The sequence below is a fragment of the Mesorhizobium sp. B2-2-3 genome (assembly GCF_006442405.1).
GTDB lineage: Bacteria > Pseudomonadota > Alphaproteobacteria > Rhizobiales > Rhizobiaceae > Mesorhizobium.
Map to the genome: position 1 here is coordinate 76,543 of NZ_VFWC01000012.1, position 24,384 is coordinate 100,926.

General features: G+C 62.6%; 21 protein-coding genes and 2 pseudogenes. 8 read left to right on the plus strand and 15 right to left on the minus strand.

Annotated elements, in window-relative coordinates:
* Nucleotides 1–12 precede the first annotated feature (12 nt).
* The 4 genes from FJ951_RS21660 to FJ951_RS28865 all read left to right on the plus strand — a co-directional run bounded on the left by FJ951_RS21660 (nucleotide 13) and on the right by FJ951_RS28865 (nucleotide 3,729).
* On the plus strand, nucleotides 13–729 hold the full coding sequence (locus tag FJ951_RS21660) for an amino acid ABC transporter permease (protein ID WP_140499340.1): 717 nt from the start codon (nucleotides 13–15) through the stop codon (nucleotides 727–729).
* Nucleotides 730–749: 20 nt separating this feature from the next.
* Entirely contained in the window at nucleotides 750–1,442 is a 693-nt protein-coding gene (locus FJ951_RS21665; RefSeq protein ID WP_140499342.1) for an amino acid ABC transporter permease, read from the plus strand.
* 292 nt (nucleotides 1,443–1,734) lie between these two features.
* The gene (locus FJ951_RS21670; protein ID WP_140517393.1) at nucleotides 1,735–3,027 is read left to right on the plus strand and encodes a D-alanyl-D-alanine carboxypeptidase family protein; all 1,293 of its coding nucleotides are present in this window, start codon (nucleotides 1,735–1,737) and stop codon (nucleotides 3,025–3,027) included.
* A 327-nt stretch (nucleotides 3,028–3,354) separates the two neighbouring features.
* Nucleotides 3,355–3,729 (plus strand): SH3 domain-containing protein, encoded by a 375-nt coding sequence (locus FJ951_RS28865; RefSeq protein WP_281405101.1) that lies wholly within the window; start codon nucleotides 3,355–3,357, stop codon nucleotides 3,727–3,729.
* 263 nt (nucleotides 3,730–3,992) lie between these two features.
* Here the strand turns inward: FJ951_RS28865 and fdhF are convergent, their stop codons facing one another.
* The 4 genes from fdhF to glp all read right to left on the minus strand — a co-directional run bounded on the left by fdhF (nucleotide 3,993) and on the right by glp (nucleotide 10,192).
* Complete coding sequence (fdhF, locus tag FJ951_RS21680) at nucleotides 3,993–6,785, minus strand: formate dehydrogenase subunit alpha (protein WP_140517397.1); 2,793 nt, start codon at nucleotides 6,783–6,785, stop codon at nucleotides 3,993–3,995.
* Nucleotides 6,785–8,458 (minus strand): NAD(P)H-dependent oxidoreductase subunit E, encoded by a 1,674-nt coding sequence (locus FJ951_RS21685; RefSeq protein WP_140517399.1) that lies wholly within the window; start codon nucleotides 8,456–8,458, stop codon nucleotides 6,785–6,787. Before FJ951_RS21685 ends, fdhF begins: the two co-directional genes overlap by 1 nt.
* A 149-nt stretch (nucleotides 8,459–8,607) precedes the next feature.
* Complete coding sequence (locus FJ951_RS21690) at nucleotides 8,608–8,850, minus strand: sulfurtransferase TusA family protein (RefSeq protein WP_140517500.1); 243 nt, start codon at nucleotides 8,848–8,850, stop codon at nucleotides 8,608–8,610.
* Between the two features lie 85 nt (nucleotides 8,851–8,935).
* Nucleotides 8,936–10,192, minus strand: coding sequence for a gephyrin-like molybdotransferase Glp (gene glp / locus FJ951_RS21695; protein ID WP_140517401.1), 1,257 nt, complete (start codon nucleotides 10,190–10,192; stop codon nucleotides 8,936–8,938).
* A gap of 150 nt (nucleotides 10,193–10,342) precedes the next feature.
* Here glp and FJ951_RS21700 point away from each other — a divergent pair, with 150 nt between their 5' ends.
* Together FJ951_RS21700 and mobA are read left to right on the plus strand one after the other, a co-directional pair.
* Nucleotides 10,343–11,227 (plus strand): formate dehydrogenase accessory sulfurtransferase FdhD, encoded by an 885-nt coding sequence (locus FJ951_RS21700; RefSeq protein ID WP_140517502.1) that lies wholly within the window; start codon nucleotides 10,343–10,345, stop codon nucleotides 11,225–11,227.
* Nucleotides 11,217–11,858 (plus strand): molybdenum cofactor guanylyltransferase MobA, encoded by a 642-nt coding sequence (mobA, locus tag FJ951_RS21705; protein WP_181169971.1) that lies wholly within the window; start codon nucleotides 11,217–11,219, stop codon nucleotides 11,856–11,858. Before FJ951_RS21700 ends, mobA begins: the two co-directional genes overlap by 11 nt.
* Here the strand turns inward: mobA and FJ951_RS21710 are convergent.
* The 5 genes from FJ951_RS21710 to FJ951_RS21730 form a co-directional block, all read right to left on the minus strand.
* Nucleotides 11,842–13,791 carry a molybdopterin biosynthesis protein gene (locus tag FJ951_RS21710; RefSeq protein WP_140517403.1) on the minus strand — a complete coding sequence of 650 codons (1,950 nt, stop codon included), beginning with the start codon at nucleotides 13,789–13,791 and terminating at the stop codon, nucleotides 11,842–11,844. The genes mobA and FJ951_RS21710 overlap by 17 nt on opposite strands.
* 14 nt (nucleotides 13,792–13,805) lie before the next feature.
* Nucleotides 13,806–14,933 (minus strand): molybdopterin-binding protein, encoded by a 1,128-nt coding sequence (locus FJ951_RS21715; RefSeq protein ID WP_140517405.1) that lies wholly within the window; start codon nucleotides 14,931–14,933, stop codon nucleotides 13,806–13,808.
* A gap of 42 nt (nucleotides 14,934–14,975) precedes the next feature.
* Entirely contained in the window at nucleotides 14,976–15,761 is a 786-nt protein-coding gene (locus tag FJ951_RS21720) for an extracellular solute-binding protein (protein WP_224519050.1), read from the minus strand.
* Nucleotides 15,762–15,823: 62 nt separating this feature from the next.
* Nucleotides 15,824–16,546 (minus strand): ATP-binding cassette domain-containing protein, encoded by a 723-nt coding sequence (locus FJ951_RS21725; protein WP_140517407.1) that lies wholly within the window; start codon nucleotides 16,544–16,546, stop codon nucleotides 15,824–15,826.
* A gap of 2 nt (nucleotides 16,547–16,548) precedes the next feature.
* Nucleotides 16,549–17,241, minus strand: coding sequence for an ABC transporter permease (locus FJ951_RS21730; RefSeq protein WP_140499362.1), 693 nt, complete (start codon nucleotides 17,239–17,241; stop codon nucleotides 16,549–16,551).
* 95 nt (nucleotides 17,242–17,336) lie between these two features.
* On the opposite strand from FJ951_RS21730, the gene FJ951_RS21735 reads away from it, so the two are divergent.
* Nucleotides 17,337–18,212, plus strand: a complete 876-nt coding sequence (locus FJ951_RS21735) for a helix-turn-helix transcriptional regulator (protein WP_140517421.1) — start codon at nucleotides 17,337–17,339, stop codon at nucleotides 18,210–18,212.
* Nucleotides 18,213–18,239: 27 nt separating this feature from the next.
* Here the strand turns inward: FJ951_RS21735 and FJ951_RS21740 are convergent, their stop codons facing one another.
* Entirely contained in the window at nucleotides 18,240–18,446 is a 207-nt protein-coding gene (locus tag FJ951_RS21740; RefSeq protein ID WP_140499366.1) for a DUF6494 family protein, read from the minus strand.
* A 284-nt stretch (nucleotides 18,447–18,730) separates the two neighbouring features.
* Entirely contained in the window at nucleotides 18,731–19,525 is a 795-nt protein-coding gene (locus tag FJ951_RS21745; RefSeq protein WP_281405594.1) for an ATP-binding cassette domain-containing protein, read from the minus strand.
* Nucleotides 19,526–19,849: 324 nt separating this feature from the next.
* On the opposite strand from FJ951_RS21745, the gene FJ951_RS21750 reads away from it, so the two are divergent.
* A complete protein-coding gene (locus tag FJ951_RS21750) occupies nucleotides 19,850–21,472 on the plus strand; it encodes an alpha/beta-hydrolase family protein (RefSeq protein ID WP_140517423.1) in 1,623 nt (540 codons plus the stop codon).
* Nucleotides 21,473–21,480: 8 nt separating this feature from the next.
* Here FJ951_RS21750 and FJ951_RS21755 read toward each other — a convergent pair.
* The 4 genes and pseudogenes from FJ951_RS21755 to FJ951_RS28870 all read right to left on the minus strand — a co-directional run.
* A pseudogene (locus FJ951_RS21755) lies at nucleotides 21,481–21,606 on the minus strand (ionic transporter y4hA); the annotation flags it as partial.
* Nucleotides 21,607–21,864: 258 nt separating this feature from the next.
* Nucleotides 21,865–22,599: a PDZ domain-containing protein gene (locus FJ951_RS29105; RefSeq protein WP_348642802.1), complete on the minus strand. Its 735-nt coding sequence runs from the start codon at nucleotides 22,597–22,599 to the stop codon at nucleotides 21,865–21,867.
* Nucleotides 22,506–23,375 (minus strand): annotated as a pseudogene (locus FJ951_RS29110) (trypsin-like peptidase domain-containing protein). The gene FJ951_RS29105 and the pseudogene FJ951_RS29110 overlap by 94 nt, the downstream one beginning before the upstream one ends.
* A gap of 620 nt (nucleotides 23,376–23,995) precedes the next feature.
* Nucleotides 23,996–24,250 carry a hypothetical protein gene (locus tag FJ951_RS28870; RefSeq protein ID WP_224655846.1) on the minus strand — a complete coding sequence of 85 codons (255 nt, stop codon included), beginning with the start codon at nucleotides 24,248–24,250 and terminating at the stop codon, nucleotides 23,996–23,998.
* Nucleotides 24,251–24,384 lie beyond the last annotated feature (134 nt).

Sequence of the window (24,384 nt, forward strand, 5' to 3'; positions counted from 1 at the left end):
GGAGTGTTCCAAGTGGACGTTTCTGCTATGATTCCCGAGTTGCTCTCGGCGTTGCCGCTGACGCTGGCCATCACTTTTACGGCCCTCATTGCTGGGTTCTGCCTAGCTCTCCTTGCGACAACACTCCGGGTCCGCAGGGTGCCAGTGATCAGTCACCTGGCGGATCTCTACGTATCCTATGCCCGGAGTGTTCCCGTCGTCCTCCAATTGTTCGTTGCGTTTTACGGGCTTCCCTTGCTGGTAATCCTGTTCGGCTCCGAAGATTTTTTCTCGCCGACGATCGCTGCGATGGTGGCATTGAGCTTTTATCACGGCGGCTACCTGTCAGAAGTCCTGCGACCTGCATATCTGGCCGTCGATCGCGGCCAGCATGATGCGGCAGACAGTCTTGGATATACCTTTCGCCAGAAAATCACGCGCGTCATCGGGCCACAAGCAGTGCACTTCGCATTGCCGGGCTACGGGAACTCCGTCATCTACCTGATCCATAACGTTGCGCTGGTGATGTACATCGGGGCGGCGGATGTCATGGCGACCGCGCATTTGATCATGGAGCGCGACTATAATCAGTACCAGTTCGAAACCTATCTCGTGCTGGCGGTCATCTATTCGGTGATGTGCTTGATCGCATGGCTCATCGTCCGCTTCTTCGAGCTTCGTTCCCCGATGCAGGCACCGGAGGCTACGACATCTGCTCAGATCAAGAACACACTGATCGCGAGCGTGTGACCTAACAAGGGTATTTGACCATGTTTGAGACCGATATCCTGCTCCAGGACTCGCGGGAAATTCTGGGCGCCGTACCCGTAACGCTTGCAATGGCCCTCACGATCTTCGTGCTCTCGACGATGGTCGGCAGCCTGTTTGCGCTTGTGGAATATAGACGGATTCCCGCACTGCGAGAGCTCGTCATGGCCTACAAGGTCGTCTTCAAGGGCGTTCCGATGGTGATCGTGATCTTCCTCGCCTATTTCGGTCTTCCCCCCGCGCTTCAGTTTCTGTTTTCATTGGTTGGCATAGACTTCAACGCCCACCAAACGCCCAATTGGGTTATCCTTGTCATTGCGGTGACCGGCTGTGTCGCCGCGTTCCAGGCCGAGATTATCAAAGGAGCCCTCAACGCCTTTGACACCGGTCAGGCAGACGCAGCCTATTCGCTTGGCTATACAAGGGGCCAATTGTTTCGACGGGTGCTATTTCCCCAGGTCGCCCTGACAGCAATTCCCGATCTGACAACCTCGATGATGGTTATCATGAAGGCGCTTTCACTCGGATTCGCCATCGAGGTTGTCGATATCTTCGCGCAATCACAACTGACCGCCGCGTTGAATTTCTACTATCTCGAAGCCTTCGTGATTGCCGTCGTGATCTACATGGTGATTGCCTATATCGTCACACAGATCGCCGACAGGATGGAGCAAGCGCTTAGGGTACGGACCTGAGGATGTGGAATAGAATCTTCTAGCAAGATCGACTTGTCTTCCGCGGAAGCATCCTGGTAGTCGATGCCGCAATCGATGCGCGCCTCGAGCCGTGCGGCGTTCCGCGAACCGTCACGGCGGCCGACCTTATCTGGTGCGGAATCGAGGGATAGAGCCGAGACAATTTGAGGCCTCTCGTTAAGAATGCGATAACCAATTGGTAACGGTGCCTGCCTAGCTTCGTGATCCGATGGCCGGCTCGCCCGGCCACATTTTACACGGAGCGGCGACGGGCGGGCGGATGTATCTGGTAATGGAGAAGCTTGTCGCCTTCCCGGCGTCATTGTTGAAATTCGCCTTGAGGATCTCGGTCGTCATCGTGTTTTGCGCCGCCTCTGCTTCCGCCGTGCAGGCCAATTCCAGATTTTCAGGCATTGTCATCGATGCCAAGACAGGCAAGACCCTCTACAGAGATCATGCGGACGCTCCGCGCTATCCAGCGTCTCTCACCAAGATGATGACGCTCTACCTCATCTTCGACGCGCTCGAGAGCGGCAGGATCTCGAAAGGCACGGCGATACCGGTGTCGGCCAATGCCGCCAACGAGGCGCCCTCCAAGCTCGGACTGAAGCAGGGTCAAACGATCACCGTCGAACAGGTCATATTGGCGCTGGTAACGAAGTCCGCCAACGATGCCGCGACGGCCATTGGCGAGTTCCTCGGCGGGTCGGAGGTCGGCTTTGCACGTCTCATGACGCAAAAAGCACGACAGTTGGGAATGACCTCCACCACGTTCAGGAACGCTAACGGACTGCCCGACACAGCCCAGAAGACCACGGCGCGCGACATGGCACGCCTTGGCCTGGCGCTCAGGGATCATCACCCTGGCTATTATTCCTACTTCAACACCCGATCCTTCAAATACAAAGGTCGGCGCTTCGGCAATCACAACCATCTGCTCGGCCGGGTGAAGGGCGTGGATGGGATCAAAACGGGATACACGAATGCCTCGGGCTTCAACCTGGTTTCTTCCGTCGAGGCGCAGGGCCGCAGCATCGTCGCGGTGGTGATGGGCGGACATACGGTCAGGAGCCGAGATGCACGCATGAAGCGTCTCATCAGCCGCTATCTGGCTAAGGCTTCCAACGGTCCGGACCGGTTCAGGATCGATCGTGGCGGAGAAAGCGCATTGGTCGCCTCCGCGGCTTCGAACGCATCGGTGCCCACTCCGACGTGGAAGCCGGCCCAGGTGGCCGATTCCCGAGCCGCTTTCGCCGCTGAGGCGATGGGCGATGTGTCCAGGGAGCAGGCCTTGTCTGCCGATGCCATCGATCCGATCAGCACCGCTTCCACCCAAGAAGGTCAATGGATCATCCAGATTGGATCGATGCCAAGCAAGGCCGCAGCTCGTGAAATCCTTTCACTCGCGGCTCGCAAAGCGCCAAAACTGCTTTCGAACACTTCTGCTTTTACCGAGGCCTTCGAAAAAGATGGCGATGTGTACTACCGCGCCCGATATGGCGGCTTCGATAACAAGTCGGAAGCGTGGCGCGCTTGCGGGCGACTGGCGCTCAAAAAAATCGATTGCTACGCGCTCACTCGGTAGGTGGGATCGAACGCCCATGCGAACGCTGCAACTCGCCTCTCCCGACGTTGTCTCACCAGGACCACGCGGCAATATCGAAAGATGTCCTCGAGCCCTCTTCAATCCTTCGCATGGGGCTTCGCTGTGAGACGCCGCGGTTGTGCGCCTCGGAGCAACGTCGTCTCGTCGACTTATCAAGACGCCGGTTGCGGCTTTTTCGTCACGGGTAGCGTCCTTCGTTGTTGCCTCATCGCTGCACTATGTGTTGCAACTGTCACAAAGGCTGGCCCTCAAGCTGCCGCCAATGGGATTGCCTTGCCCCGCTTCGCGTCGTTGAAGAGTTCTCCTGTGAATATGCGGGTCGGACCGGGCACCCAATATGACGTCGAATGGGTTTATGTCCGGCCCAGGATTCCGCTTGAAATCTACCAGGAATATGGAAACTGGCGGCGCGTGCGAGACTGGCAGGGAACATCCGGCTGGGTCTTCGGTCCGCTTCTTTCGGGGCGAAGGACCGCTGTAACCGCCCCATGGAGCAAGGACAAGATCGCGCTGCGCGGGAAGCCTTCGGTTTCCAGCCTCGTTACCGCATGGCTGGCGCCGGAAGTAATTGTCGAACTGGTGCGCTGCGACGGCCAATGGTGCAGGGTCGCGGTCAATTCGCTGGCAGGCTTCGTCAGGCAAACCCGCCTTTGGGGCATCTATCCTAACGATATACTCTAACAGCAGCACTCGTCGGAAGGCTGCTGCTGGTCGGCCGGTGATCGCATCTCGCGTCGCCTTCAGCCAAATCAAACCTCGCGAGAAAAACGCCGAGTTGAAGGCGTTCCGCACAACTATGGCTGACATCTGGCCGCCGACAGAGCCCCTCCCACCTGTCGCGAGCCTTCGCGACGGCCTGCCCGACTATTCCGGCGGCCGTCGGACAATGGACTTCCTCAAGTCAGCCATCGCCCAACACCACCTCCGCGGGCAGTTTCCAAACGTCATTCGGCAGCTTCGACCGATCTCGATGCCGGCACGATCCGCGCGGCACAATATTTGAACTCGGGGATCTTGCCGTAAGGATCGAGCATAGGATTGGTAAGCATGTTGGCCGGGCTCTCGTTAAAGCAGAACGGCATGAACACCATGCCATCGGCGACCTCTCGATCGGCCCGCAGAATGGCTTCGACGACGCCGCGCCGCGTCTCCACGTTGATCACGTCTCCCTGCGCAAGGCCGCGGCGCTTGATCTCGTAGGGATTCATCGCGGCAATGCCGTAGGGCTCGATCGCGTTGAGCACCCCGGCGCGGCGCGTCATGGCGCCCGTGTGCCAGTGCTCCAGCAAGCGACCAGTGGTTAGCACCAGAGGATATTCGTCGTCGGGCACCTCGTCGGGAGGCAGGAGGTCGGCGGGCACGATGCGCCCGCGGCCATCCGCGGTCGGAAACCCGGTGGTGAAGACGATCTCGTTGCCAGGAACATCAGGACCATCGGCAGGATAGACGACGGACTCCTCGCGTTCGATGCGCTCCCAGGAAATGTGCTTCAGCGACGGCATTACTTGCGCCATTTCGGCGAAGACATCCGAAACGTGCCTGTAGTTCCAGTCCAGCCCCATGCGTCCGGCAAGCTCGATGATGAGATCGAGGTCCTGCCGCGCCTCGCCCGGCAGGTTGACGGCCGGCCGGCCGATCTGCACCTGCCGATTGGTATTGGTGTAAGTGCCGAGCTTCTCCGCATGCGCGGAGGCAGGGAGCACCACGTCGGCATGCCACGCTGTTTCGGTCAGGAAGATATCCTGAACAACCAGATGCTCTAGCTTGGCGAGTGCGGCGCGCGCATGGCTCTGGTCCGGATCGGACATGGCCGGGTTCTCGCCCATGATGTACATGCCCCGGATCTCGCCGTCATGGATCGCGTCGACGATCTCGACGACGGTCAAGCCGCGTTTGGGGTCGAGCGTCTGGCCCCAGAAATTCTCGTACTGGCCGCGGATATCGGCATTCTCCACCGATTTGTAGTCGGGGAAATACATCGGGATGAGGCCCGCGTCCGAGGCGCCCTGGACATTGTTCTGGCCGCGCAGCGGATGCAGGCCTGTGCCGGCGCGCCCGACATGGCCGGTGATCAGCGCCAGCGCGATCAGGCAGCGCGAATTGTCCGTGCCGTGGGTGTGCTGCGAAATGCCCATGCCCCAAAAAATCATTGAGCGCTCCGCCTTGGCATAGGTGCGCGCCACCTCGCGCAGCACACCGGCCTCGATGCCGCAGACGGGAGCCATCGCCTCGGGCGAAAAATCCTTCACCTTGGCCTTCAATGCCTCGAAGCCGGAGACATTGGCCTGGATGTACTGCTCGTCATAGAGCCTCTCTTCTATGATGACGTGCAGCAGCGCGTTGAGCATCGCCACGTCGCTGCCCGGCTTGAAGCGCAGCGCATAGCTGGCGTGGCGCATCAGTTCCTGGCCGCGCGGATCCATCACGATCAGCTTGGTGCCGCGCTTTGCCGCTTGCTTGAAATAGGTGGCGGCCACTGGATGGTTTGTCGCCGGCCGCGCCCCGATGATGATCACGCATTCGGCCTTCATGGCGTCCATGAAAGGCGCCGAGACCGCGCCAGAGCCGACGCCCTCCATCAGAGCGGCCACGGAAGAGGCGTGGCAGAGCCGGGTGCAGTGGTCGATATTGTTGGTGCCGAAACCCTGCCGGACGAATTTCTGGAAGAGATAGGCCTCCTCATTCGACCCCTTTGCCGAGCCGAAGCCAGCCAGCGCCTTGCCACCATGCTGGTCGCGGATGCGTTTCAGCCCGCTGGCAGCGCGCTCCAGCGCCTCTTCCCAGCTGGCCTCGCGGAACACTGTCAGCGGGTCGACACTGCGCAGATCAATGTCGCCGGCCTTCGGCGCGTCGTCGCGACGGATCAGCGGCTTCGTCAGCCGTTCGGGCGACATCACATAGTCGAAGCCAAAGCGCCCCTTGACGCAGAGCCGGTTCTCGTTCGCCGGACCGTTACGGCCGTCAACCTGGACGATTTTATTGTCCTTGACAGCGACCTGCGTCTGGCAGCCAACGCCGCAAAACGGGCAAACCGTATCGACGACCTTGTCGAACGCCTGGACGACACGCGTCTTGCCGGTCTCGTCCATCAGCGATTTCTCGTAGAGCGCACCAGTCGGGCAAGCCTGGACGCATTCGCCACAGGTGACGCAGGTCGACAGGCCCATCGGATCGTGCATATCGAAGACAGGAATCGAGTGATTGCCGCGCTCGGCCATGCCGATCACGTCGTTGACCTGCACCTCGCGGCAGGCGCGCACGCAAGCGCCGCAGGTGATGCACGCGTCGAGATTGACGGCAATGGCCGGATTGGTGATGTCGAATTCTGGCGCTAGCCCCTCCTCGGTGAACTTGGAACGGTATCGGCTGCCCGAAATCCCCATCGAACCGGCCCATTGCCAGAATGCCGACTGGTTGTCTGGACCGTCGCTCGCCGGTCGCATGTTGCTTGCGAGGAGCTCGAATACCATCTCGCGCGATTTGCGGGCGCGTTCGGTATCGGTTTTCACGACCATGCCGGCGGAAGGCTGGCGAACGCAGGAGGCAGCCAGCACGCGCTCGCCTTCGATGTCGACCATGCAGGCGCGGCAATTGCCGTCGGGACGATAGCCCGGCATGTCGACATGGCACAGATGCGGAATCTTTGTTCCCTGGCGCTTGGCGACATCCCAGATAGTCTCGCCAGGGGCGGCGCTCACGGTTTGCCCATTGAGGGTGAATACCACGCTCTCGGCCATCAGAGGTCACTCCGGAAATGCGTCAGCAGATGGTTGATCGGATTGGGCGCCGCCTGGCCCAGGCCGCAGATCGACGAATCGCGCATCACGGCTTCGAGGTCGCGAATCTTGTCTTCCGGCATCGGGCCCTGCTCCTGCAAGATAGCCACCAACTTTTCGGTTCCCTCGCGACAAGGCGTGCACTTCCCGCAGCTCTCATGTTTGAAGAATTTCATGAGGTTGAGCGTGACCTGCTTTATATTGTCGGCCCGCGAGAACACGACTATAGCATGGGACCCGACGAAGGCGCCCTGCTTGGCCAGATCGCCGCCGAAATCGAGCGGAATGTCCCCCAGTGCTGCTGGCAGGATGCCGCCTGAGGCGCCACCCGGCAAATAGGCCTTGAACTCATGACCGTCCGCCATACCGCCGCAATAGTCGTCGATCAATTCGCGTACCGTGACGCCGGCCGGCGCCAGCTTGACGCCGGGATTTTTCACCCGGCCGGATACGGACCATGAGCGGATGCCAGGGTGGCCGGGCCTGCCCTGCGCAGCGAACCATTGCGCGCCCTTTTCGACGATGTCGCGGATCCACCAGAGCGTCTCGACATTATGGTTGAGCGTCGGTCGTCCGAACAGGCCGACCTCGGCGATGTAGGGGGGGCGGTGGCGCGGCATGCCGCGCTTGCCCTCGATGCTTTCCAGCATCGCACTCTCCTCGCCGCAGATATACGCACCAGCGCCGCGGCGGAGCTCGATGAAGCCCGGCTTGACGATGCCGGTGGCCTCGAGTGCGGCGATCTCCTGACGAAGAATGGCGAGCACCGCAGGGTATTCGTCACGCATGTAAAGATAGATCCGTTCCGCCTCGACGGCGTGCGCCGCGATCAATGCACCCTCAAAGGCACGGTGCGGATCTCGCTCGAGATAGATGCGGTCCTTGAAGGTGCCGGGCTCCCCCTCGTCGCCATTGATCGACATCAGACGCGGGCCCGGATAGGAACGCACGAACTGCCACTTCTTGCCAGCGGGAAAGCCCGCACCGCCCAGACCCCTCAAGCCTGCATCGCCCAGGGTGGCGATGAGCTCGTCCGTGGTCAGCGCCCCAATCCGTACCCGCTGCAAAAGCTGGTAGCCGCCCGCCTGCCGATACGCCTCCAGCCCGACATAATCGGGCAGGCTCACACCGGTCTCCGCTGCCGCGGCCATGCGCCTCAGGCCCTCGGCGGTTGCCTGGTCGACCTCGCGATCACCGATACGCGCGGCAGGCGCGCCAGCGCAACGGCCCATGCAGGGCGCACGCATGACCCTGATCGCCGCTGGATCGGCGCCCGCTTGCAATTCGGCCAGGAGCGTGTCGGCGCCCGCCAGCATGCAACTCACTGAATCGCACACGCGGATTGTCAACGGCGCCGGCGGCATCTCGCCTTCCTTCACAACGTCGAAATGGTCGTAGAAGGTCGCCACCTCGTAGACCTCGGCCTGCGACAAGCGCATATCTTGCGCCAGCGCCCGCAAATGCCGCGCCGACAGGCAGCCATATCGGTCCTGGATCAGATGAAGGAATTCGATCAGCAAGTCGCGCCGTCGCTGGCGCGCGCCCAGGAGCGCCTGGACCTCGGCGAGCGCGGCGTCATCCAGCGGCCTGCCCTTTGGTCCGCGATCACGCGGCCGTCGTTCCTGGATCGTCATGTGCTCACCTCCCCGAGTGAAACGCCCTTACCTCTTAACGATACCCCGCGGACCAGGATGTCGACTATGAGGCACGACATGTCCCCTGCACGACCAGCGCAAGCATTGCCTCGCAAATCTTGGGACCGCCGCCGACGGGGTGCAACTCGTCACATCGTCGCGGGCTGCGTCTTTTCGATCATGAACACGACGCGATCGCCGTCGCGTTCCGTCGCTTCAAGTCGCTCGCCCATTTCGTTGAGCAGATTGGGGATATCGATGACCGCCAGCGGGTCCGTGCAGTGAACCTCGAGCCGCTCGCCTGGCTTCAAGGCTTTCAGCGCCTTACGAGTCTTCAATGCTGGCAAAGGGCACTTAAGCCCGGTCAGATCCAACTTCGTCGTGGTTATCATGGTCGGCATGATGCCCGACGGGACCTGGCCGCGTCAATCGAGCCTGGGTTGCGGCTCTCGTTTCGAGGACGCGATCCGACGGCGCTCACATAAGACTGGAATAGGGGAGGAACTGGACCGTGTGACCTGGCTCGACACGGACTATCTCCTCTCCCAACTCGACGAGACCGTCGGTCGCGACCAGGGATGATAACAGTCCTGCGCCTTCCCTGGGAAACTTCGTCGCTTCGTAGCATCCATCCGCGGCCGCGCGTACGCTTGCTCGCACATACTCCCGCCGTCCCTGCTTTTTGCTATAGGAAAAGGCGGCCCGCATAGCGATCGGGGTCGGCGGTGGCTGGAGGGCTCCCGCAAGGGCGAGGATTGCCGGGCGGGCAATATGCGCGAAGGTGACGAAGCTCGCCACCGGATTGCCAGGAAGTCCGATCAGCGGGGTTCCATCGATCACCCCCATGGCGACCGGCCGGCCAGGCTTGATCGCGACGCGCCAGAACACCAGGGTTCCGGCACTCTCGACGGCGGCCTTCACGCAATCTGCCTCGCCCGTCGACACACCGCCCGAAGTCAGGATCAGGTCATGGCTTAATGCCGCTTCGCTCAGCTTTTCAGCGATCAGTCTGCTGTCATCCACGAGGATACCGAGATCGGTGATGTCGCAGCAGAGTCGAGCGAGCATCGCCGTCAGCATGAAACGGTTGGAGTCGAAAAGCTGCGCCGGTCCGCGCATGTCTCCCGGCGCGACGATTTCGTCCCCGGTCGAGAACACTGCGACGCGTATCCTGCGCCTAACCTGGAGTTCCGTGAACCCCAATGCGGCGGCGAGCGCTATATCTTGCGGCCGCATCCGATGGCCCGCCGGGAGGACGGCCTCGCCCAATGCGACATCTTCACCCGCAGGGCGCACATTGGCACCCTTTTTCAGGCCGGGCGGGAGAAGGATCCTGCCGGAGCCGTCGATGCTCACGTCTTCCTGCATGAACACCGTGTCGACCCCGTCGGGCATTGGAGCGCCAGTGAAGATGCGTACCGTCTGGCCCGGCTGCACAGGTTCATTCGCCGCCATGCCGGCCTGAACCCTCCCGGCAACGGCGAATGCCGTCTCGACGGTCTGCGGCAGATCTGCCCCTCGCACGGCGTAGCCGTCGACCGCGGAATTCGTGAAGGGCGGCAGCGGCAGCGATGCCACCATCTTTTTTGCCAGGACGCGCCCATCCGCCAGCAAGAGCGGGACCGTCTCGACCTCCTGTACGGCGCTGAGTTTCGAGGCGATCAGCGCGGCAGTCTCGTCGATGGGCCGCATCTGTCCGCCGAAAGCGAAGCAGTCATCCGAGATTTGCGCCATTTATATTCCCACTCTACGAGCGTGTCGGCTTCTTCGTAATCGCATCAATCCGGCTTTTTTTAATCAGCTTCGGTTGAACAGCCTGTAAGATACGGCAAGCTAGCGCAGGCGCGAGCCAGAATACGACGTCAGGAGACTGCCATGCCTTTGATGCTACGCCAACCGGAACACGCTATCATCACACCCGATCCGCAAGACCAACGGCTGACGGAGCTGGTTGCGGGCATCGACCATACAGGCGCGGCGGTAGAGGTCCGCGTACCGATCGAACGTGCCCTGACGCTCTATCTCAACGCTCAGGAGATCGTCACGATGATGACGGTCAACGACTATCCTGAATATCTTGCGCTCGGCTATCTGCTGAACCAGAACATGCTTCTGCCCACCGATGTGGTGACGGACGTCGAGTATGACGAGGACCTCCAGGTCGTGGTCGTTCGCACCGAGCGCAACACCGACTACGAGCAGAAGCTCAGAAAGCGAACGCAGACTTCGGGTTGCGCCCAAGGCACCGCCTTCGGCGACGTGCTGGAGGCGATCGAAGACATCACGCTCCCGCCCGCTGAGCTTCGCACCTCCTGGCTCTACGAGCTGACGCACAAAATCAACACCATGCCGTCGCTCTATCTGGAGGCAGGCGCGATCCATGGCTGCGTCCTTTGCGGAGAGGGCACGCCAATCTGCTATATGGAAGACGTCGGCCGCCATAACGCTGTCGACAAGATCGCCGGCTGGATGTACCGCCACGCCATCGATCCGGGGGATAAGATCATGTACACGACCGGGCGGCTGACCTCCGAGATGACGATCAAGACGGTTCGGATGGGCATTCCCATCCTGGTTTCGCGTTCCGGCTTCACCGCCTGGGGCGTGGCGCTGGCCCGCCAAGTGGGGCTGACGCTGGTCGGCCGGGCGCGCGGCAAGCGCTTCACCGCACTTTCGGGCCAGGAGCGGATCGTCTTCGACCAGGATATCGCTTCGGTCGATGAGGAAGCGCCGCGCCACCGCCGCAAGGGTGCCGAGCATGACGACTGAGCGGCCCATGACGCTGGGCGTCGTGCTCGCCGGCGGTCTGGGTCGGCGCATGGGCGGCGGGGACAAGCCGACGCGCGTGATCGGCGGACGCACGATGCTCGAGCATGTCATCGAACGGCTGGGACCTCAATGCGAGGGGCTGGTGCTTAATGCCAATGGCGACCCCGTTCGCTTTGCCCGTTTTGGCCTGCCAGTCGTTGCCGACACGATCGAGGATTATCCTGGGCCGCTCGCCGGCATGCTCGCCGCGCTCGATTGGACGGCGGACAACAGGCCCGACGTCGAGTGGGTGGTCAGCGCCGCCGGTGATTGTCCTTTCCTGCCGCGCGATCTCGTTGCACGCCTCCAGCGGGCGCGCATGACCGAGGGGGCGGATTTGGCGGTGGCGGCGTCCGGCGGTCAGGCGCATCCGGTCATCGGGCTCTGGAAAGTCGCCCTGCGGGACGAATTGCGGCATGCGTTGACCAACGAGGGCCTGCGCAAGATCGACCGGTGGACCAGTCGCTACGGCCTTGCCACCGTATCCTGGCCGGCAGAGCCGGTGGACCCGTTCTTCAACGCCAACACAGTCGATGACCTCGCCGAAGCCGAGCGGCTGGCCGCGTTGCTTGCCGTTAACCCGGCCGGCTGAACCCCGCGCGCTCCAGCGCCGAATGCACCTCGTCGGCCTGGAGAACTTCGAGGAACGCGTGCACCGCGGGCCGATCCTTTCGCGCGCAAACCAGCGCGAAGTCGTAGTGCTCTTCGGTCAACCGGATAAGACCGAGCCCGGCCGCACGCGCGACCGGCGCGATGGTGACGCCCCAGTCGGCGCGCTTCTGCGCCACCGCCGCGGCCACGGCATTGTGTGTGCGAGGCTGGTTCCAGTAGCCGTCCGGGCGTTCCGCGCCGAGGAGTTGATCGATCAGGATACGCGTTCCCGAGCCTTGGTTGCGGTTGACCATCATGCAATCGGGATCGGCTAGCGCGGCACGGACCGCGTCCTCCGCGCCGAGGCCCTCGAAGCGCTCGTCCCCTCGGCGGAACACCAAACCTTGCATGCGCCGCCAGCCAGGCACGAGTTCGAGACCGTCACCGAGGAAGGGCGCGTTGTAGTTCCGCGTCTTCGGGTCGAAGAGATGGATGGGAGCGAGATCGCACTCGCCGCGCTTGGCCGCCGCAAGACCGCCCAGGCTTCCCACAGAAAGCGAGCGCACCGAAATCCCGCGACGCGAAAGTTCGCCAACGACCAGATCGAGGCCGACGCAGTGACTGCCGATGACGACGAGGTCGGGAACGCGGACTCGCGGCGTGAACAGCGTCACCGGCACGTCGGCACCGGCAGGCACGTGATCGGCCAGGGCCTCGATGCGGATGAAGCCATCCGCCTGGGTAAAGGATGTTATCGCTCCCGAGCCCTTACCAGTCGGATAGGCCGTCAATCCTCCCTGCCCTTGCACAAGGGAGACCATCGCGAATTCGGTCCGTCCGAGTTCTGAAGGAACCCGCAACGGAAGGCTTGCGGTGACCTGAGCATCGACGCGCGGCGGCAGCCCCGCCATGCGCCGCAGGGCGGGTACCACCATGTCATGGAAGGTGAACATGGCCGAGGTCGGAAATCCCGGCAGGACGATGACCGGCTTGCCCCCGCACACCGCCAGGCAAAGCGGCTTTCCTGGCTTCAGCGCCACGCCGTGGGCGATGATGCCGGGCTTGCCCAGTCGGCCGATAATGCGATGCGTGACATCCCCTGCCCCTTTGGACGTGCCGCCCGACAGGATCAGTACGTCGTGGGTGGCGAGCGCCTCGCGCATAGCCGTCTCAAGCGTTGCCTCGTCGTCCGGGAACGCGCCGAGAAAATGCGCTTCGCCGCCATTTTCAGTGACCGCCGCAGCGATGATCGGTCCGTTGGCGTCATAGATGCCGGCCGCCCGCAGCGGCTCGCCCGGCTGAACGAGTTCATCGCCAGTGGAGAGCACGGCCACGCGTGGCCTGCGCGCCACGGCCACTTGTGCGATTCCGCACGCGGCGAGCATGCCGATTTCGCGCGAGCCGATTTGCGTTCCGGTGCGCAGCACGACCTCTCCTCGCGCCATGTCGGATCCTGCATTGGAGACAAACTGGCCGGGCGAGATGCCGCGCCCCACCTCGATGGCACTCAACCCCGCCGGATGGGTATGCTCCACCATGACGATCGCGTCCGCACCACGCGGCAGCGGCCCGCCGGTTGCGATGGGCGTGGCGGTTTCGGTCAGAACGGGGAGTTGCGGAACCGTGCCGCAGGCAATCGCTTCCGCATTCAGCTCAAGCCGAACGGGACGGGTTTCAGAGGCGGCAGCCAGATCGGCCGCACGTACCGCGAAGCCATCGACATTGGAGCGGTCGAAGGGCGGCACGTCGACCGGCGCCGCCACGTCCTCGGCAAGAACCAGCCCGAGCGCGTCGGCCAGCGTCCGCGTCTCGGTCGGCAACGGGCGGGGAAACAGCGCTGCCTCGAAGCGAGCCAGCGCAGCTTCGCGCGACAATATCGTCAGGAACTGCTCCTGCCCGCTGTTCTGCCGGGCCGATGATGGAGAATTCGTCATAGCGGCTCACTCGATCAAAAGTTGCGGAGCGGAAAGGCGGAGACGGGCGTGCCGGCGGCATACCCTTCACTATCGCCCGGGACCGCAAGCCAGGCGTCGGCAAGCCGCATGGCGTCCAGCGAAAAGTCGCCGACCGCGAGCGGCGTCCACATGTCCCTTTCCTTCCCGAGCAGAACGAGCTCGTAAAGTCCGACCGCGGATGAGATTTTCCGCGAGAGCGGCAAGATGATGCCGGGCCGTTCAGATCTGCCCGACAGGCGGTCCAGGACTGGCTGGACAAGCGCAAGGAACCCGGCGAAAGCTTGGTGTGGCGATCCGGCCAATGCGACCACCGGTGTCTTGCCGAGCCGGCCTATTGCCGTTGTCCCTCCGGGCCGTAAGGCAATGCCGTGCCCAATCAACACCCCGCGCCGCGCCAGAGCCTCGGCGGTCACGTCGGCGTGGCCGTCACCAGTACCGCCGATCAGGAGCAGAAAATCGCAGGCCTCGCCATCAAGAGCGACAATGATCGATGCCGCGTCGCGCTCTACGGTCTCTATACCGACGATCGAAACGCCCGAGGCACTCAGACTCTCGACCACGAGCCGCATGGAGAATGTCTCGTGGCTGTCGGCAGCGACATCGATCACGCGCACGCGCGGGCTCCGTATGGCAAGCTGGCTCAGTCCCACTTTGCGGGCGACCAGCAGGTCGGCGACGCCGATCGCCTTTCCCTCAAGCATTGGCGGGCGGGCCGCCGCCATATCCTCGCCCGCCCGGCGCACACCCTGACCGGGCACGGCTTCAGCTGCTGCTTGGATCATCGGTCCACTGCAATCGACGAGGCCGGCCTGCAGCATACAGTCGCGATCTTCAGGCATGGCCTCACCCGTCTCGACCCAGATCGGCGCGACCGGCAAAACTAAGGGCGAATAGGCTGATGCCCCCACGAGGTCGAGGGCGCGACACGCCCAGCCGTCAATGGCAGCGATATCTCGCACAGGCTGAGCCGGCACGACAGGCGGCATCCCGGCAGCGACATAGCCCAAGGCTTGTTCAAGCGGCACCAAGCGGGGGGTGACGGGCATTACACCATGGAGCAGCGCGTCGAGCGCCGCTTCCAGGAGAGTCAGCGGGCCCGTCGAAGAAAACGTTCTCGTCATGGCGCGATATTGAAGCAGACGCGAGCCTGTTTGCAACCAGCTTCAGGAACGCCCGCGCTGCGCGTTCGGGAAGAAGAGCTGCTGGCCGTCGATCTTGTACTCTCCGATCGCCTTCTGGCCTTCCGGAGAAATCAGCCAATCGATGAAGCGCTGGCCGGCCTCCACTTTGACGCTTGGATGCTTGTGAGGATTCACCAGCATCACGCCGTACTGATTGAACAGCCGCTTGTCACCCTCGACGGCGATGTCCAACTCGCCACGATTCTTGAACGACAGCCAAGTGCCACGATCGGAAAGCGTATAGGCGTTCATGGCTGCCGCGGCGTTGAGCGCCGCCCCCATACCCTGCCCGATCTCCTTGTACCACGGGCCCCTGGCCGCCTCGATGTCGATGCCGGCCGTCTTCCACAGACCCAATTCGGCCGAATGGGTGCCGGACCTGTCACCACGCGACACGAAGGCCGCCTTCTTGGCTTTGATGGCGATCAGCGCGGCTGCGATGTCCTTGGTCCCGCTGACGCCCGCCGGGTCGCTCTTGGGGCCAACGAGGACGAAGTCGTTGTACATCACGTCGAAGCGCTTCACCCCGAAGCCCTCCTCGATGAACTTCTCCTCCTGCGCCTTGGCGTGGACGAAGACCACGTCGGCATCGCCGCGCCGACCGGTGTCGAGCGCCTGACCGGTGCCCTGAGCGACAATCTTCACGCCGATGCCGGTTTTCTTCTCGAACAGCGGCAGGATGTGATCGAACAGGCCGGAATCCTGCGTCGAGGTCGTCGACGCCACGACTATCGACTGGTCCTGGGCAGGCGCGCCGCCTGCTAGCATCAGAAGCACCACAAGCGCAGAGAATATTCGGCGGGTCAGCATCTCAATCTCGGTCCAGTTGATCAAAGCACGAGCTCGCCGCGCACGAAGGCAGCGGCTTGCGGGGTCGCGGGGCGGTCAAGGAAGTCGTCGGCGTCGGCATGCTCGCAAACGCGCCCCCGGAGCAGAAAGACGACGTCTGCCGCGATCCTGCGCACTTGGCCGAGATGGTGCGACGCCATGATGATTTTCGTGCCCGATTGGGCAGCCGTGATGATGATCTGCTCGACAAAACGCGTCGCCGCCGGATCGAGGCTGGCTGTCGGCTCATCGAGCAGCAGGATTTCGGGCTGGCGCGCCAGGGCCCGGGCGAGGGCCAGCCGCTGCTGCTCGCCACCGGAGAGATGCCGTGCCGGACGTGCCGCGAGATCGAGAAGACCGACGCGCTCGAGCAGTTCCTCCACGCGCGGGGCCCGGAGCCGACGCGGACAGCCGGCTTGAGCCAGTGCATAGGCGACATTCGCGGCCGTCGAGCGGCGCAGCATCACCGGCTTCTGGAACAGGATTGCACGCCGTGTCGGCGGGGAAAACGTTCGCCCCCCCCAAGTCAGGGTTCCAGCAGAAGGTGCAACAAGCCCCATGCAGAGCCGCAGCAGGGAGGTTTTGCCCGACCCGTTCGGGCCGACGACCAGAGTCGGCGCGCGCGGCCCGATCGTCAGGTTCACCCGGTCCAGGATGGTCGTCGCACCGGCGACCAGCGACACGTCATCGAAGACAAGTGGAAGATCGCTCTGAGCAGCCCGCATCCCTAGCCAGCCCGTTGCTCGGACCAAACTCGCACGCCCCAGGCGGCGGCGTTGATCAGCAAGATGAGGAAAATCAGCATCAGGCCGAGCCCCATGGCGAGCGGCAGATTTCCCTTCGAGGTTTCAAGTGCGATTGCCGTCGTCATGGTGCGGGTGAAGCCATCAATGTTGCCGCCGACGATCATCACGGTGCCGACCTCGGCCGCCGCCCTGCCGAAACCCGCGAGCAGAGCCGTGACGAGGCTGAAGCGGCCGTCCCACAAAAGCGTGGCGACCAAGCCCGCCGGCCCGACCTGCATCGCAGTCAGTTCCTCACGGTACTCGCGCCACAGATCCTCGACCGTTTGGCGAGTCAGAGCGGCAATGATGGGCAGCACCAATAGCGCCTGCGCGATGACCATCGCGGCGGGTGTGAACAAGAGGCCGAATTCACCCAGCGGCCCGGATCGCGATAGCAGCAGATAGACCGTCAGCCCGACCACCACCGGCGGCAGGCCCATGAAACCGTTCAGCAGCACGACGATCGCCGAACGACCGGGAAAACGCGCCAGCGCGATAATTGCGCCCAGCGGCAGGCCTGCGACCATGGCGATCGCGACAGCCGAAAGGCTCACGGCGAGCGACAGGCGCACGATGGCAAACAGCGTGGCGTCGCCGCTCGCGATCAGTTGCCATGTGCCCAGCCCTTCCGACATTGCTCCTCGCAGTCCTGTCCCGTGTCAATGTCCTGCAACTCCTCCGTCACTGTCAAATCCTTGAACCTGAACAGGAATATGCATATCAATGCAGGATGGATTTGCTGACGACGTCCGAAGCCGCCGACTATCTGCGCATTGGTGAGCGCAAGCTTTATGAGCTGATCGCGGAGGAGCGTGTCCCGTGCAGCAAGGTGGCGGGCAAGTGGCTGTTTCCACGGCATGAACTCGACCGTTGGGTCATGTCGGGGTTGGTCCGGCCCGCAGGAATGACGCAATCCGAGCCGCCGCCGATCGTCGGTGGCAGCCAGGACGACCTGCTCGAATGGGCTCTCCGCCAATCAGGCTCCGGCCTGGCCTTTCTGACGGAAGGCACGGAAGCCGGCGTGACACGCCTGCTGCGCGGCGAGGTGTCTGTCGCCGCGATCCATTTCCACAGCCCCGACCCGGACCCGAATGTCGCCGCGATTGCGACTAGGCCGCGGCTTTACGATGCGGTGCTGGTCGGATTCGCCCGCCGCGAGCAAGGCCTGCTGCTCGCGCCAGGCAATCCAAAATCGCTCAACAACCTGACCGACGTACTTGCGACCGGCGCACGCATCGCGGTTCGTCAACGCGGCGCAGGCGCGGACATGCTGCTCACGCAATTGCTGGCGGACTCCGGCGCGAAACAAGACGACGTCAACCGGTTGGAGCCGCCCTGCCTGACCGGACCCGATCTCGCGGCTGCCGTGCGCATTGGCAGGGCCGATTGCGGAATTGCCACGCGCGCGGCCGCACGCGCCGCTGGCCTCGATTTCGTTCCATTGGCCTGGGAAAGTTTCGATCTCCTGATGCGGCAGCGGACCTACTTCCAGCAACCGATCCAGGCGCTCCTGCGTTTCCTGCGGCAGGAAATCTTCGCCAGCCGCGCCGCCGAGCTTTGCGGATACGATCCATCGCCGGCCGGGCAGATACGGTTCTTCAAATAGCCGCCGACCCCGATCAAGCCGCAGCTCTCATCCAAGATCGATCTCGCCCTCGACGACATGGCGCAAGCCTGCCGGCTCCGAGGTGATGACGGCCCTCACGGTCAGTCGGCCCTGTCCTTTCAGGCCCTTCTCCGCGACGGCTTTCTCGATTGCCTGCTGCGAAGTCACGCCGACCTGCTTCAGGAACTTGCGCATGGAGACGTTGAAGGGATCGGTTTCCATATTCTGGGTCATATGATTGCCTCGAACGGTGTGGACGATATGGCCGGTCCGGCAAGCTTGGTGCCCGCAACGGCGGCGCTGCGCTAACGGAGCACGGAATGGCCCGGGGTGCAACGAGGACGACGCCCGCACTATGTCTGATGCGGTCCGTTCCTCTGTGGCCTAACAACGCGTGGTGCCGAGATCCCTGGTCATGCCGGAGCGCCGCGGGCGATTGCCGTGACGGCCGATGGGTAAACGGCGATCACCGGTGGTTTCGCGATGGAATGGGCTGCTTTTTCGCCCGTCAGCGCGCCCTAAGCAATCCTGGTGCCACTACGAGCATCGAACAGATGCACCTTGGATACGATGATCTCCAACCCAACCTCTTGATCAAGTTTGAAGGGCGGCTGATCCCGCACCTCGGCCACGAGGTCCACTCCACCTGCACTTAATGTAAGCTCCTGGGCCTCACCGGTCGGTTCGACCACTTGCACCCTCGCCTGAGAGTGGTTGCCACCAACCGAAATGTGCTGCGGACGAATCCCGTAGACTACCCCATCTCTGTCGCCCATCCGAGCATCCGCCGGCAAGGGTAAGCGCAAGCCCTGATCGGCGACAAATGCGCCGTTGTCGATGCGGCCCTCGATCAGGTTCATTTCCGGCGAGCCGATAAAGCTTGCGACGAACAGATTGACTGGGTTCTCGTAGAGCTCGGAGGGGCGGCCGATCTGTTCGATCCGGCCTTTGTTCAACACCACGATGCGGTCGGCGAGCGTCATCGCCTCGGTCTGGTCATGCGTGACATAGATGCTTGTTCGGCCGAGCCGTTGGTGAAGCTTCTTGATTTCGGCGCGCATCTTAACACGCAACTTGGCATCGAGGTTGCTGAGCGGCTCATCAAACAGGAAAGCGGCTGGATCGCGCACGATGGCGCGGCCCATGGCGACACGTTGGCGCTGGCCGCCGGACAACTGCCGCGGCATGCGGCCAAGCAGATCCTGCAGGCCAAGGATTTCGGCCGCCGCCTTGACCCACGAGACAATCTCTTCCCTAGGGACCTTCGCCAGTCGAAGCGCGAAGCAACGACAATGGTGGCCCCGGAGGGTCAACGTTTTCTAGAGGAAGTCAACACGTTAGCGGACGGTTCGGCAACCCGTTTCCTTCATATTCTCTGGTATGGTCTGGCGAACCTAAGGAACCGGGGGAGCACTAGTTTTTACTACGCGTAGTATCTCTGTCTTGTCCCGCAAAGGGGTCGATGCATGTTGACCCAGGGCATGAGCCCGACTGGTTAGGAGGCCAATAGCGGACGCGCGACTCCGAAGATATAAAAACCATAGGCCAACGTTATCCTGCGGTCCAACTCGAGGCGTAACACCCAAGTGACAACTACTCGTTTCCTTAGTATCTGGCGATCGCTCTCCGGTGTCGGCATGGCCCTCGGCATGCTGTTCTTCGCGGCCGCCCTGACGCCGACGCTCGTTCCCCGCACCGACCTGACGCAAGGCGTACTGGCGGGCGCGTGCTTCGCCATCGGCTACAGCCTTGGCGTCGCCTTGCGGTGGTTGTGGAAATATCTCGAGATTCCGGAACTGCCGCCACGGCCGCGTTTGCTGTCCAAGGCGATCATCCTGGTCCCGTGCCTCGGCCTTGCCGTTGTGGCGCTGTGGCGATCCGGTGCCTGGCAGAACTCCATCCGCGCGGTGATGGGCATGCCGGCTGTCGATGGCGCTCATCCCCTCAATGTCTGCGCCCTGGCCATTTGCACCTTCATCGTCGTGCTCGCGCTGGCGCGCCTTGTCGCTTGGCTGGTGCGCGCCATCGCCGGGGCACTGAGACGCTACATACCCCGGCGCCTGGCGAATGTCGCCGGCGCCGCTGTCGCCGTGCTGCTCATCTGGTTGCTGGTGAGCGACGTTGCGATCCGCGCGATCTTCGGCGCGCTCGATTCCTCGTTCGCCAAGTTCGACGCACTCATGGAACCGGAGCGCCAGCAGCCGAGCGAACCCTCCAGGACCGGAAGCCCCGCCTCGCTGGTCAGGTGGGACGAGCTCGGCCGCGCCGGCCGCGAGTTCATCGCGGACGGTCCCGCCGCCGCCGAGATAGGGACCTTCACCGGCCGGCCGGCGCAACAGCCGGTCCGGGTCTATGTCGGGCTGGGAGCGGCGAACAGTGCGCAAGCCCGCGCGAAACTCGCGCTGGAGGAGCTGAAGCGGGCGGGCGGCTTCAGCAAATCCACGCTTGTGGTCATCACGCCGACCGGGACCGGATGGATCGATCCGGCCTCGATGGATGCGCTCGAATATCTGTGCCGCGGCGATGTCGCCAGCGTCGCCGCGCAATATTCCTATCTGAGCAGTCCGCTGTCGCTGCTGGCGCAGCCGGAATACGGCGCCGAGACGGCCCGGGCGCTGTTCCTCGAAATCTACGGCTACTGGACCACCCTGCCGAAGCAGTGGCGGCCGAGGCTTTACCTGCACGGGCTCAGCCTTGGCGCCATGAACTCCGAAAGATCGGCCGGGCTGTTCGAGATATTCAGCGATCCGATCAGCGGCGCACTCTGGAGCGGCCCGCCCTTCGAAAGCCGCATCTGGCGCTCGGTGAGCGATACGCGCAACAACGGCTCGCCGCAGTGGCTGCCGATCTTCCGCAATAGCAGCCTGGTCCGGTTCATGAACCAAAGCGGCCCGGCGGTGGCGCCCGACACGCCCTGGGGCCCGCTGAGGATCGTCTACCTGCAATATGCCAGCGACCCGATCGTATTCTTCGATTATCGCGACGCCTACCGGCAGCCGGATTGGATGAAGGCGCCGCGCGGGCCGGACGTCTCGCCGCAACTGAGCTGGTACCCGGTGGTGACCATGCTGCAGCTCGGTCTCGATATGGCCGTGGCGACAACCACGCCGATCGGCTACGGCCATGTCTACGCGCCGCAGGACTATGTGGAAGCCTGGAGTGCGGTGTTGGGCGTGAAGGACTGGTCGCGACAGGACCTCGCCGCCCTCAAAACCCATCTTGCCAGCAAGGTTGCAGCACAGGCCGACAGAGGCGGCTAGCTGGGGCTTCAGGGCACGGCCGAAATCAGCAGGAACATGGCGAGTATGCCGAGATGGACCACTCCCTGGAGTCTCGTCGTGCGGCCCGTGCCGAGCGTGGGCGTGCTGACGAACATGGTGAGCAGAAGAAACACCGCGAGCCCCGACATCTGTTTAGGTTCACGCCGCAGTCGATTTGCCACTGATGTAAATGGCGGAAAACGGCAGCGGGCGTAAGGGAGCCCGCTGCCGCCAGGAGCGAGGCACGACGACGGACTGACGTGCTCGGCTCCTTGTTCCCGCAGCGGCTTGGCGGCAGACATCGCCGCGGGAAATTGCTGGATGTTCCGCGGCTATCGCGGCGGCATTTGGGGCGGGCGCCCTGAAACCGCCAGGCTCCAGGCCGCCTTCTGTCAGGCCTTGCCCACGGGCAGCGCGACGAACCGGCTCGAGTCGTCGCGGGTGATCTGCATCAGTACGGCCTTGCGGCCAGCCTTGGCTGCCTCGGCCATGGCCTTGGAGACGTCATCAGTGGTGTTCACCTTGGCCGAACTGACGGCGGTGATGACATCGCCCGGCTGGATGCCACGATCGGCCGCATCGCTGTTGGGATCCACATCGGTGACGACCAGTCCTTTGCCATCGTCTGACTTGGTGATGGTCAGGCCAAGATCGGCCAATGCGTCGGCCTTGGCAGGCGCGACCTGCTTGCCGTCATCGCCGGAGGCCCGCTTGTCGCTGGACGGCAGTGTGCCGAGATCGACCTTGATCGTCCGGCTTTTGCCGTCACGAAATACGGTAAGATCGACCGATTTTCCCGGCGCATAGGCGCCGATCGTGCGGGCGAGTTCCTTCGGCGAGGCGACATCCTTGCCGTCGACCTGGGTGATGACGTCACCGGCGGCAATGCCTGCCTTGTTGCCGGGACCAGCGTCCTGGGCGTTCGAGACCAGTGTGCCCTTGTCGGATTTCAGACCAAGGGATTCAGCAATTTCAGCGGTGACCGGCTGGATCTGGACGCCGAGCCAACCTCGCTTGATGGAGCCTTCCTTCATCAGGTCTTCCACGACCTGCTTGGCGGTCGAGGCCGGGATGTCGAAACCAATGCCGACACTGCCGCCCGACGGCGAGAAGATGGCTGTGTTGATACCGATCACCTGGCCATTGAGATTGAAAGTCGGGCCCCCCGAATTGCCATGATTGACCGGAGCATCGATCTGGATGAAGTCGTCATAGGGCCGGCGCCGATATCGCGGCCCCGAGCGGATACAATGCCGGAAGTGACGGTGCCGCCGAGGCCGAACGGGTTGCCGACTGCCACCACCCAATCACCGATGCGGATCTTGGAGTCGTCGGCGAAGTCGACATAGGTGAACTTGCCGCCGCCATCGACCTTCAGCACAGCCAGGTCCGTCCGCGGATCGGTGCCGACCAGCTTGGCGTCGAGTTCCTTACCGTCACTGGTGACGATGGTGAAGGACGAGCCTTCCGAGACGACGTGATTGTTGGTGACGAGATATCCGTCCTCCGAGATGAAGAAGCCTGAACCCTGTGCCACCGGGCGCGGCTTGCCGTCACCATGTTTGAAGCCGCCCTGCTGCCGGTTGTCGGGCAGGTTCTCGAAACCATCCTGATCGTCGGAACCGTCGTCGGCGACCGGCTGGACCGTGGACTTGACCTTGACGCTGACGACCGCCGGCGAAACCTGCTCGACGACATCGGCGAAGCTCGGCATCTGCGGCGCCTGGACATGCACCGCGTCGGCCAGCACGGGGGCAGTGCCGGAAACAACAGCTCCGACGCCTACAGCGCCTACAGCGCTCAGCGACACTACAGCCGCCGCCAGGCGCCGACGAGTTCCGGAATGCGAATTGGGGACAATATTCATGGGGTTCCATCCTTTTGAGTGAGATGCACTGAGCATCCTTGGCCAGGATGGTTAGAAGAACCTACATTACGGCATCATTGCCATATCATGAAAGTTTTGTCATTTTCATTCCATAGTATTTATAAAGACGATATGTATAGTTATTTTCACTAATATTGCAAATTTGTAACTTGCACGTTCGATTATTATTCAATTCTGTGACATCGAATTCGGTGGATTTGCGATGTCACGACAATCTAAATCGACACTAGAAAAAGTGAATGTGCCTTCCGATTTATTCGGAGTTTACGCGACATTGGGCCGGGGCTTGCCGGGCGGCGATTTCAGATCGAATTTCATCGCGAGTTCTCTATGTGTTGATTGCATGGCAGGCCATTTGAAGGTAGCGCGCATGGCATTGGGCGCGCCTTTGTCGCCGGGACGCCAAGAGGCCGCTCCGGGCGGTGATTTTCCGCAGGGTGAGAGCCTCCCCAGGAGGTGATTATCGTCCAAGCGAGGCGTCGAGAGGGTCTGTCGCTAGCTCGCTAAAGACCGGCGCACCGCTACCATACCACTGGCCCTCCGTCCCGCATCGCCACCGGCATTCGAGCAACACTGGTGGCGCCTGTCGCGACGGGCGTCATTGGCGGAAAGACATGCTGTTCGACTAGCCTCATTCATACCGCAAGCAAGAAATAAACGCTCGATCCACGTTTGGGATTCACCGCATATTCCAAGAAAACCAGGTACTGCCTTAAATTACTTGGCTTTGATGCCATCCGCAGCAGCAGGTCGCACGGCGGGATGAAGTCCACGGAGAAGCATATGAGGCGCATCATCGTCGCTGCGATCATCGCAAGCATGGCAGCCCCCACCTGGGCAATGCCCGTCGGAGCGCTAAGGCCGTCGGCTTCCGATACGGTCACGAACATCGACCTAAGGAGGCCTTCCCGCCATCGACCGGGACATGGAGTACGGCCACCGCACCACAGGCCACCCCACTATCGGCCCTCGCGTCCGCCACGCCATCACCGGCATTCGAGGAACAATAGCGGCGCCGTCGCCG

What these genes read in the sequence shown, in the direction of transcription:
- FJ951_RS21665 (WP_140499342.1), top strand. Translation starts at nt 750, where the DNA reads ATGTTTGAGACCGATATCCTGCTCCAGGACTCGCGGGAAATTCTGGGC.
- FJ951_RS21670 (WP_140517393.1), top strand. Translation starts at nt 1,735, where the DNA reads ATGGAGAAGCTTGTCGCCTTCCCGGCGTCATTGTTGAAATTCGCCTTG.
- fdhF (WP_140517397.1), bottom strand. Translation starts at nt 6,785, where the DNA reads ATGGCCGAGAGCGTGGTATTCACCCTCAATGGGCAAACCGTGAGCGCC.
- FJ951_RS21685 (WP_140517399.1), bottom strand. Translation starts at nt 8,458, where the DNA reads ATGACGATCCAGGAACGACGGCCGCGTGATCGCGGACCAAAGGGCAGG.
- FJ951_RS21690 (WP_140517500.1), bottom strand. Translation starts at nt 8,850, where the DNA reads ATGATAACCACGACGAAGTTGGATCTGACCGGGCTTAAGTGCCCTTTG.
- glp (WP_140517401.1), bottom strand. Translation starts at nt 10,192, where the DNA reads ATGGCGCAAATCTCGGATGACTGCTTCGCTTTCGGCGGACAGATGCGG.
- FJ951_RS21700 (WP_140517502.1), top strand. Translation starts at nt 10,343, where the DNA reads ATGCTACGCCAACCGGAACACGCTATCATCACACCCGATCCGCAAGAC.
- mobA (WP_181169971.1), top strand. Translation starts at nt 11,217, where the DNA reads ATGACGACTGAGCGGCCCATGACGCTGGGCGTCGTGCTCGCCGGCGGT.
- FJ951_RS21710 (WP_140517403.1), bottom strand. Translation starts at nt 13,791, where the DNA reads ATGACGAATTCTCCATCATCGGCCCGGCAGAACAGCGGGCAGGAGCAG.
- FJ951_RS21715 (WP_140517405.1), bottom strand. Translation starts at nt 14,933, where the DNA reads ATGACGAGAACGTTTTCTTCGACGGGCCCGCTGACTCTCCTGGAAGCG.
- FJ951_RS21720 (WP_224519050.1), bottom strand. Translation starts at nt 15,761, where the DNA reads ATGCTAGCAGGCGGCGCGCCTGCCCAGGACCAGTCGATAGTCGTGGCG.
- FJ951_RS21725 (WP_140517407.1), bottom strand. Translation starts at nt 16,546, where the DNA reads ATGCGGGCTGCTCAGAGCGATCTTCCACTTGTCTTCGATGACGTGTCG.
- FJ951_RS21730 (WP_140499362.1), bottom strand. Translation starts at nt 17,241, where the DNA reads ATGTCGGAAGGGCTGGGCACATGGCAACTGATCGCGAGCGGCGACGCC.
- FJ951_RS21735 (WP_140517421.1), top strand. Translation starts at nt 17,337, where the DNA reads ATGGATTTGCTGACGACGTCCGAAGCCGCCGACTATCTGCGCATTGGT.
- FJ951_RS21740 (WP_140499366.1), bottom strand. Translation starts at nt 18,446, where the DNA reads ATGACCCAGAATATGGAAACCGATCCCTTCAACGTCTCCATGCGCAAG.
- FJ951_RS21750 (WP_140517423.1), top strand. Translation starts at nt 19,850, where the DNA reads ATGGCCCTCGGCATGCTGTTCTTCGCGGCCGCCCTGACGCCGACGCTC.
- FJ951_RS28870 (WP_224655846.1), bottom strand. Translation starts at nt 24,250, where the DNA reads ATGTTCGTGACCGTATCGGAAGCCGACGGCCTTAGCGCTCCGACGGGC.